At 58.4% G+C, this 8845-nt stretch carries 9 protein-coding genes; 6 read left to right on the top strand and 3 right to left on the bottom strand.

The genetic code is table 11. The features are described from left to right. Positions 1 to 73 precede the first annotated feature (73 nt). From IRZ31_RS17890 to IRZ31_RS17880, 3 genes are read right to left on the bottom strand one after another with little or no spacing between them, the layout of a single operon-like run. Positions 74 to 1579, bottom strand: coding sequence for a universal stress protein (locus tag IRZ31_RS17890; protein ID WP_297156145.1), 1506 nt, complete (start codon positions 1577 to 1579; stop codon positions 74 to 76). Between the two features lie 22 nt (positions 1580 to 1601). Then, complete coding sequence (locus tag IRZ31_RS17885) at positions 1602 to 1778, bottom strand: hypothetical protein (RefSeq protein WP_297156143.1); 177 nt, start codon at positions 1776 to 1778, stop codon at positions 1602 to 1604. Then, positions 1768 to 2292: a hypothetical protein gene (locus tag IRZ31_RS17880; RefSeq protein WP_297156141.1), complete on the bottom strand. Its 525-nt coding sequence runs from the start codon at positions 2290 to 2292 to the stop codon at positions 1768 to 1770. The genes IRZ31_RS17885 and IRZ31_RS17880 overlap by 11 nt, the downstream gene beginning before the upstream one ends. A 262-nt stretch (positions 2293 to 2554) precedes the next feature. On the opposite strand from IRZ31_RS17880, the gene IRZ31_RS17875 reads away from it, so the two are divergent. The 6 genes from IRZ31_RS17875 to IRZ31_RS17850 all read left to right on the top strand — a co-directional run bounded on the left by IRZ31_RS17875 (position 2555) and on the right by IRZ31_RS17850 (position 8474). Beyond that, positions 2555 to 3004, top strand: coding sequence for a hypothetical protein (locus IRZ31_RS17875; RefSeq protein WP_297156139.1), 450 nt, complete (start codon positions 2555 to 2557; stop codon positions 3002 to 3004). 95 nt (positions 3005 to 3099) lie between these two features. Further along, positions 3100 to 3429 (top strand): hypothetical protein, encoded by a 330-nt coding sequence (locus tag IRZ31_RS17870; RefSeq protein WP_297156137.1) that lies wholly within the window; start codon positions 3100 to 3102, stop codon positions 3427 to 3429. A gap of 1126 nt (positions 3430 to 4555) precedes the next feature. Beyond that, on the top strand, positions 4556 to 4990 hold the full coding sequence (locus IRZ31_RS17865; RefSeq protein ID WP_297156135.1) for an arsenate reductase ArsC: 435 nt from the start codon (positions 4556 to 4558) through the stop codon (positions 4988 to 4990). Then, positions 4987 to 5778, top strand: coding sequence for an MIP family channel protein (locus tag IRZ31_RS17860; protein WP_297156133.1), 792 nt, complete (start codon positions 4987 to 4989; stop codon positions 5776 to 5778). The genes IRZ31_RS17865 and IRZ31_RS17860 overlap by 4 nt, the downstream gene beginning before the upstream one ends. A gap of 482 nt (positions 5779 to 6260) precedes the next feature. Next, entirely contained in the window at positions 6261 to 7670 is a 1410-nt protein-coding gene (gene nhaA, locus IRZ31_RS17855; RefSeq protein ID WP_297156131.1) for a Na+/H+ antiporter NhaA, read from the top strand. A gap of 582 nt (positions 7671 to 8252) precedes the next feature. Beyond that, a complete protein-coding gene (locus IRZ31_RS17850; protein WP_297156129.1) occupies positions 8253 to 8474 on the top strand; it encodes a hypothetical protein in 222 nt (73 codons plus the stop codon). Positions 8475 to 8845 lie beyond the last annotated feature (371 nt).

Here is an 8845-nt window from a genome sequence, read left to right as displayed (position 1 = left end):
GAGGATTACGCCGCACAGGCAGTCTCTGGGACGCAAGCAAATCGCTGTCTCCAATCACTCCAATTGCGTTGCTTTACTCATTAACAATAATTATTCGATACAAGTGTTTTTCTAGAATAAGGAGCAGCAGATCAAAGAAGGGCGTATCCAGTGTTACTACGGGCACAGGAGTAATAGACTCCTCACCGACAGTCTGTGGCCTCCTCTTCTGGGAAGGATGCTTATGACGAACGGAAATATCTGCTCCATCTTGAAAATTCTCAGTATAGTACCGCAAGATATTTTCCTGATCCAGCATCCCCACAAGTCGGCCCTGGCTGTCAACGACTGGAGTGCGTGTAATCTGGTGGGCCGTTAGCCAACGGGCGGCGACCTCAATCGGGGTGTCTTCGCTCAGGACGAGAGGCTCCCTCATGACTTCACGGGCTACCCGATCAGTGGCCAAAAGTTGCTGGAGTGTGGCGGCTAGCTGGAGGCCGTCGCTTATCTGTCGCCAGTCAAGATGCTGGAACGAGCCGCTTCGGTCGAGCAGAGAGCCAAGCGTAATGACTCCTTGCACCCGTTGGGTTTCACCAACAATGATCAGCAGCTTGCTCCCCTGATCCACGAGGTAACGGACAACTTCTGCCAGTGGTGTCTCTTCAGCAGCAGCAGTCTCCTGTGTCATAATATAGCTCACTCGCTGCTGGAGTATGAGTGGACGAACCAGTATGACAGCGCAGGGCGCTTCATTTGCCACGCGGCGAGCCGTTCCACCGCTCGTTGTACTCCAGGGATGTTCCTGCCCCGTTGCACCGACAATGAGCAGGTCCACCCTGAGTGCACTGACAAGATCTGCCAGCGTGCTGCTGGCATGGCTGCGACGCGCAAGGCTGTCAATAGCGACACCGGCCAGGTGGGCCTCAGCCTCAGCCAATGCATGAAGAGAGGCTATGTAACTCTCCCAATCCCAATGGAGCCTTCCAGAAGGCGGCTTCTCCGAAGCCTGCGGTGGAGGCGCCTGCGGTGGTGCTGTCGATCCCTCAACCACCGAGGCGATATGGAGGGAGGCTGAGAGTCCTTTGGCCAACTGAAGACCAATGCGAAACGCCTGCCAGCTCAGCGCAGAGCCATCCAAGCCGATCAAGATCTGCTGGAACAGTGGAGGATGCGGTTTAGCCCTTGCAATCAGTACACTACACGGCGTTTGACTCACAATCTTGTCTGCCGTACTGCCCAGAGCTTCCCCCCAGACGCTCGAGTGCCCCTGCGCCCCCAGGACCAGCAGATCGCAACCCTCGGCCTCAAGGTAGGCCAGAATCGCCTGACCTTCGTGGCCGCTGGTGATTACCGTCCGCACAGAGAGGCCACGGCGCTCAGCCTGGCGACGCAGCGTTGTATGAATCCCCTGATAATAGAAGAGCGCTGCCTGATGTTCCAGAGTCCTCTCTTCTTGCGTCGAAACGTAGCAGGGAGGGGTCTCCGCGACAGAAAGGATATGCAACTCTGCTTGTGCTAGCCTTCCCAATTCGATCGCTATCTCTGCAGCCCAGAGAGAGACTTCCGAGCCGTCGACTGCCGCGAGAATACGTTGAAACATTGTTCGCTTCCTCCGTATCAGATCAGAGAGCTCGCAGGATGAGGATGAGCAACACAATCAGGAAGATATAGGCCACATCCTGGTTGATATTCCCTGACTGAATGACTTGGGCATAATATGTAAACCAGCGTAGGGCCTGCCATCCCGGTCGGTAGAGGACACGCTCAAACGGCGCAGGGATCTCCTGCTCATAAGCCATCTTCCCCTGACTGACGGTGCCGGGCAGCTGCAGCCTGCAGGACATATCTCACTTGCGAGCGATAGAGGCTATTGAAAATGATGCGGATCGGATTGCTGAAGGCCAGGTCGGTGTAGGTCATAGATGCTGTGAAGTGTGCAATACCTCCAGCCCAGACCGGCCCTTTGCGGCTCCTGCCAAGTGGGCGCAAGGCGCGTAAGCTGAGCACAAGGAGTCCCACAAAGAGCAGTTCCGCCAGGAACAGGTAGCTGGGCGAATCAATCGTTGCCAACGAGGGAGCTGCAATGACCACCAGGCCATTGACTGGCAACAGCCCCCGGAACAGACCTCCGCTGATCGTCACCAGCAGCTGATAGGCACCTGGATGGTCACTAAAGAGCGGGGGCACAACCTCGGGGAGCACGCTTCGCCCCAAAAGGGCCGTGGTGATGTGATCAAGCGCGGGGATGATCAGGGTTGGCAGCACTTCAAGCACTAAACAAGCGCTGGCCAGGAAAGCCATTGCAGCCAGCATACTACGGGAGACTTCGTGGGCCTCTGCAGCTTCCTTACTGCGCGGTAGCGCCAGAAAGGTAACGCCGCAAGCGGACGAAGGTTGTCACAGCAATCCCTGCCGCCAGTGCTAGCATTCCGCCGGCGATTGCCAAGAGCACCTTCACCAGTATTGGATATAACAAAGCTCTGCAAGAGCGTCTCTAGCAGCATCCACTCGCTGATGTAACCATTCAAAGGTGGTACTGCTGCAGTCAACGACCCCTGGCTTGGGCCAGGGGTCGTTGGCCAAAGCGTTCCTCGCTGAGGCCGGGCGTTTGCTGGACCAGCAAGCGGAGGCCACAGTCAAAGACGCGGTCGAACGCTACTGTGCCGGCGAGCTTCCCTACGAGGACTACCAGGAGATCATCCAGCAGGTGAGCAACGAAGAAGCGAAGCGGGGAGCTGCCCCTGGAGAGACCGCAGCACGCAACCGCGTCTTCGATCTTGCGCAACGCCTTCTGGACCAGGCCCGAGAGCACGCACGTCAACTGCAGCTAATCGAGGCCCAAAAACAGCTGGAACAGGAGCACCAGAAAGCTGAGCAGATGCTGCGTGACCTGCAGCAAAAGCATACCAGCGAGCTACAGCAGTATGTTCAGCAGATCAAGGAAGACCTGACCAGCATCCACGAGGCAGTCAAGAAGGATCTGATCAGCACGCGCGAGGCTGCCATCGAGCAGACCCGCCAGTAGACCGATCACATCCTTCTGGAGCGCTTGCAGAAAGCAACAGAACAGAAGCGGCAGGCAATACGTGAGCAGGAAGAGTAGCGACCAGCCAGAAAGGCGTGAGAACAGCAATTGAGCGCGTGAAGCTCCAGGAAAGGCGGTATCGCCGTCATCAGTGGCGCATCTGGGCATCGGTGGGGCTGGGCACGGTGGTTGTTCTCCTGCTCTTGATCCTGCTCTTCTTTGCTCCTCCTCTCTGGGTCAGAGCCAGTGGTCCTATCATGGCTGCGGTCCTTCTGACCAGCGTCGCAGTCTGGAGAAACCCTATCTCCGAGGAGAAGCTGGCCGCAGCCAGGAGGGAAGTCGCTCTCTATCAGACCAGGAGTGGCGACTACGCCCCCCTCTCAGGAGATGAGCAACGGGCCTTGTTGCTCATCCGCATCGCCTGATCCCCTGGCATCGTTGCCATGCACCCGGAGTGAATCGCAGAGGAATCAGGCGTATTCCGGGACATCGCGCTTGACAGAAACACCGCCGCTGGAACCAGACGGCCTCACACCGCCAGGGGTCAGCAGCGCGATCGAACGAGCGGAGATAGTGGACGTCCTTCTCAACTGCTCAGGAGGAGGAAGCGATTGTCGTGCTTTCCTCCTGAGCAGCGCATACAGTATGAGGCCCCGCTTCTTCCCAGTGATGAGAACAGACCGTACGGATTGCTCTTCTCGACCTCTCTGCTCGCTTTCTCTGGCAGCCGGCCATCGGGTCTGCAGCTCACTGGTTTGCAGCGGAAGACGATCTTCCGCTCCTTCCTCCCCGCAGGAAGCGATGCTCAACGCCGTGCACCGTCCGACTAGGAAGTGAGGGAGACGGATGAGGTGTAAGCCTGATGTGGAGAGGAGAGAGTGCCGCGTCCCTTCGCCCAATGCAAATACACTACCAGGTTGAACAGCAGGGTCGACCGCTGCATCTTCTGCCCACTCCCTACGAAAGACCCGTCATCCGATCAGCTCAATCTGCAGATCTGCAACGGTGAGCACCTGCGGGTGCCGCTGACGTGACCAGACTGCCATTGAAGGGCAACAGGCCAGACCGCGCCGAAGCAGCGCTTTGAGCTGAGCGCGGACCAGCAGCCCCTGGAGCGGAGCCGCCGGGTAGCTATCTGCACCTACCTACCGCTAAAGTGATCACTGCCTCCATGAGCGAGTGACCCAGCTGGGTAGCACTCAGCGCCAGGAGCAACAGCGGCTCCTCATAGACGGTGCAGCATAGCAGTGAGAAAACAGCCCTCAGTCGCTGGGGCGATCGGCTTAGGCTGCGTCAAGACCCCAGCTCTCTGGAAAACCGTCTCGTCGTTCGGCCCTGTGGCTTCCGCCAAGAGGCCGCGCGACTTCAGCCACTGCAGAGTGCCACTGATGATTTTCTCTGGCGAGACAGACGATGCGATCCTTTCCCTCCATCCCTTGTTTTTCTCTTGCCATGCGTGTATACTCTACAAAGAAAATTGCCTCAATATACTTTGAAGTAACTCTCAGGGAGACACCAGTTTCCCGCAGCCAAAGACAGCAAGGAGCGACGATGAGTAAGCGTGTTCTTGTCCTTTGTACAGCGAATTCTGCCCGTTCTCAGATGGCTGAAGGGTTCCTCCGGGCTCTGGCAGGGAGCCAGCTGGAGGTTGCCAGCGCTGGGATTGCCCCTTCGCAAGTCCACCCCCTGGCACGACGCGTCATGGCCGAGCGGGGAATCGATATCAGTGCACAGCGAGCCAAGTCAGTGGATGAGTTTCGCGGACAGGCGTTCGATGTCGTGATCACAGTCTGTGACCAGGCAGCAGAGCAGTGCCCTGTCTTCCCTGGCAAGGCGCAGCGACTGCATTGGAGCTTTCCTGATCCAGCAGCGGTGAAAGGCAGCGAGGAGGAGCAGCTGGCAGCCTTCCGGGCTGTGCGCGATGGCCTGGAGCAGCGCATTCGGGAGTGGCTGGCTCAAGAACAGCCAGGAGCGGCTGCCGTATGAGGGAGCAGAGAGAGGAGCGACCGGGGCTCCCGCGTCGTGCTGGGGCTGAGCTGCTGGGGACGGCTGTCCTGGTGACTGCGGGGTGTGGTTCTATCGTGGTTGATGCTCAGACGAGAGCACTCACACATCTGGGAGTGGCTCTCACCTTCGGCCTGGTCATCTTTGCCATGATCGCTGCCTGCGGCCATCTCTCTGGTGCCCATTTCAATCCGGCGGTGACTGTGGCTTTCGCTGTCACGCGGCATTTTCCCTGGCGTGAGGTCCCCTGCTATATCGGCGCCCAGCTCGTAGGTGCAAGCATCGGTGCAACGATCTTACGCCTGCTTGTGGGGACTACTGCCCAGCTAGGCGCCACCGTCCCCCAAGGGTCCCCCTGGCAGGCATTGGGCGTGGAAATCCTGCTCTCGGCAGTGCTCATGTTCGTCATCATGGCCGTTGCCACTGATCCACGCGCTATCGGCCAGACCGCTGCACTGGCTATCGGGGCCACAGTAGCGCTTGATGCGCTCTGGGGCGGGCCGATCAGTGGCGCGTCGATGAACCCTGCACGCTCGTTCGGTCCGGCTTTGCTTGCTGGCGCCTGGCAAGGTCACTGGGTTTACTGGCTTGGTCCTTTCCTGGGAACCTGCCTGGGGGCCTGCCTTTACCAAAGCCTGCGCAATCCTTTCTTCAAATCCTCCACCTCGAAGGCTGCTGCTCCAGGCACACATCCTGGCTTGCCCTGGTCCCTGGGAGAAGCTGAGCAGGTGCAGGAGCGCGCCCATCAAGGGCAAGGCTCGCAGAAATAGGACGGATTGGCAGACCGATTATGCTGTTGTCCGACTCCTTCCCCGCCTCGGGCTGCGTCTCGACATGGGCGAAGGTTCGAACGATCCCCAAAAGCGTGGGTATGGCCAGGAGAGTGCCATCAGACAGATGGAGGGGATAAACAGTATAAAACACTTTGATGAAATTATCATTAATAGCAGTAAAAGCGTTCCTAAAGTCTAGACAGCAGCCAGAATTTCAATGGCCGAGCCATGCCACTTCGGAGGAGCGGGAGTAGCGGTTACTGTATGTTCGCCGATCCAGACCTCGCCGATGGGGAGACCTTCGAAGAGAAAGGCTGGAGCACAGGAGCAGAAGCCTGGCGGTGAAATTGTCTTGTTGATCCTGGCCAGATCGAGTACAATAGAGCAAGAAAAGGTAGCTTAACCTCATAAGGAGTGCCGGGAAGCCTGGTCGGCGCCCGGTATTTTTTCCCTTCGTGTCACCTTCTCAGAAGGAGGGTATGGTGCGAATCTCTCGACATGGGCAAGGCACCGAAAGCCAGCGCTCTCTTGCTCTTGGGAGACGTCTTCCTCTGCTCCCTTTCCATGAGTTCATGCAGGCGGAAACGGCCAGCGGTTTCCTGCTTGTCAGCTCACTGCTGCTCGGCTTTTTCTGGGCCAATTCGCCCTGGTCTGCGAGTTATTTTCATCTGCTAGAAATTCATCTGACAGTCGGAGTGGCTGGTGCCCAGCTCGATCACCCACTGCATACCTGGATTAACGATGGTCTGATGACGATCTTCTTTCTGTTAGTGGGTCTGGAGCTCAAGCGCGAGGTCCTGGTAGGAGAGCTATCTACGCCGCGGCAGGCCGCTTTACCTATCCTGGCAGCGGTCAGCGGCGCCGCCTGCCCGGCTATCATCTACCTTCTCTGGAACGCTGGCTTGCCTACAGCGCGAGGCTGGGGCATCCCGATGGCGACTGACATTGCTCTGGCACTAGCTATCCTGTCTCTGATGAGTCGTCGTCTCCCGCCCGCTCTCAAGGTCTTCCTGAGTGCGCTGGCCATTGCTGACGACCTGATCGCCGTGCTGGTTATCGCCATCTTCTATACTCAGGGGATCAGTTGGGTGGCTCTGACTGCTGCCGGAGGAGTAGCTGGAGGGCTGTTCCTGCTGGGGTGGCTGGGGTTGCGTCGGCTCTGGCCATACGTGCTGTTGGGTCTGGCGCTGTGGCTGGCCTTCTTCCTGTCGGGAGTGCATGCGAGCATTGCTGGAGTAGTCCTGGCTTTTCTTATGCCTGCGCGGGCGCGGCTAGATCTGCCGACCTTTATGGCTCAAAGCCAGGAGCTGCTTGCTCAGGGGTCCCGTGAGGTTGTTAGAGGTTTGCCGCAATGGCTATTGGATCAGCGCCAGCAAAGCCTCATTCACTCGCTCGAAATGGCCTGTAAGGATGTTCAGGCTCCTCTTCAGCGCATGGAATATCATCTGCAGAGAAGTGTCCCCTTTGTGATCATTCCTCTCTTTGCTTTGGTCAACGCTGGTGTCCGTTTAGAGGGTGCTCCTGATCAGCTCTTCAACTCCGTGAGCGTAGGCGTGGCGCTCGGGCTGCTTCTTGGCAAGCCCATTGGCATCGTCACGGTCTCCTGGCTGGCGAGCCGCCTGGGCCTTGTCCAGCTGCCGGAGGGAGTCCGCTTTCGGCATCTGCTAGGTCTCGGAACGCTGGCCGGCATTGGCTTTACCATGTCGCTGTTTATTGCCGATCTCGCCTTTGAAGAAACTCAAACGCTTGCTTTGACACAGGCGAAGCTGGCCATCCTGGTTTCTGGCGTCATTGCCGCCAGCCTGGGGACGCTGATATTACGCCTGAGTGGAACGGTTGATCCGTCGGAGGCTTCATCTCAAACGGTAACTGATACAAATATGCAATGATGAGACTGTGAAGTATACGAGTGAGGGATGATAATATGCAACAGGTGAGAGATCTCGCGCTGACTCTGAAGACACGGTTCCCCAATGATCGCCGTGTCCAAGAGCTCATCGAGCTCATCGGTAGCATGTGATGAGAAGCCGTCTCCCCCCTCTTTGAAAGGAAGTTTCTTCCTCCCCAGCTGTTTCTTCTTCCGATGCTCTTTGCTGAGGGTACCTGGCAGGGCTGGGCTCTGTGCATGTGCAAAGCGTGTGCAATACCGTTCTGAGGTTTCCCTGCGCGTCTTTTCCTCCTGGTAGTATTCTCTCCAGAGAGACAAAACAGCAGATGAGCAAGTATGCATCTGAGGCTGGAAGGAGGACCTGTTCGCAGGCTATCTTGCCGCAACCCTGCTCCAGCTCCTCTGGACGGTGCATCCATGCCTGCCCGCACCGTGCTCTGCGCCAGTGCCAGGTAGACAAGGAAGGGTCCGAGGGGAGAGCCGGAGCCCGCATTCTCCCCAGGAGCCAGCCGATGAGATGCTATCAGGTCATCTGTCTATCCTGACGATGAGACAATGAGAACTCTGAGAAGGGAGCCCCAACATGGCCTTCTTGCGTTCCCTGTTGCCGCGCCGCCGGCCCCGGGTCCAGGCGGCCTCCGCCGTGCCCGCCGTGGTCACGTCGACAGGGGCGGCGCCCGCTGCTCCCGAGCAGACGGGACCCGCTCCCCTGATGCAGCGCCACTACCTGGAGGACGTGCCCTCTCTGTTGCCCAGGGACCCGCTCGCTCCTGTGAGCACCCGCACCATCCTGGACCTGGGATAGGCACTCGGCCCAGGGCCGTGCCATCCATGGTGCTCCTTGCATTCCACTCCCGGCTTCTGGATACTTCTGAGTGAGTAAAGCTACATATCGGCATTCCTGAGTCACTCTCACATGGAACAAGCAAGCGGAGAGCAGAGGGCATCTGATGGACGGTGATCGTGCTGCGTCCTCGCTGGAGACTGGTCCCCTCTTTCGCGTCTGGCTCTGTGGCCCCTTCTGCCTGGAACGACGCCAGGGATAGGCACTGCCCCCCTTCCGATCCGTGCCTGGGGGGCAGTGCCTATCCCCGTCAGTTGCTCAAGGCCCTGCTGTGCTGTCCTGGGCGCCAGGCCCATCGCGAGCGCCTGCTCGCCTGGCTCTGGCCCGAAGCC

It is taken from the genome of Thermogemmatispora sp., from assembly GCF_019683635.1.
Lineage (GTDB): Bacteria > Chloroflexota > Ktedonobacteria > Ktedonobacterales > Ktedonobacteraceae > Thermogemmatispora.
Note: the sequence above shows the minus strand (reverse complement) of the source record. Positions and strands in the feature narration are given on the sequence as shown.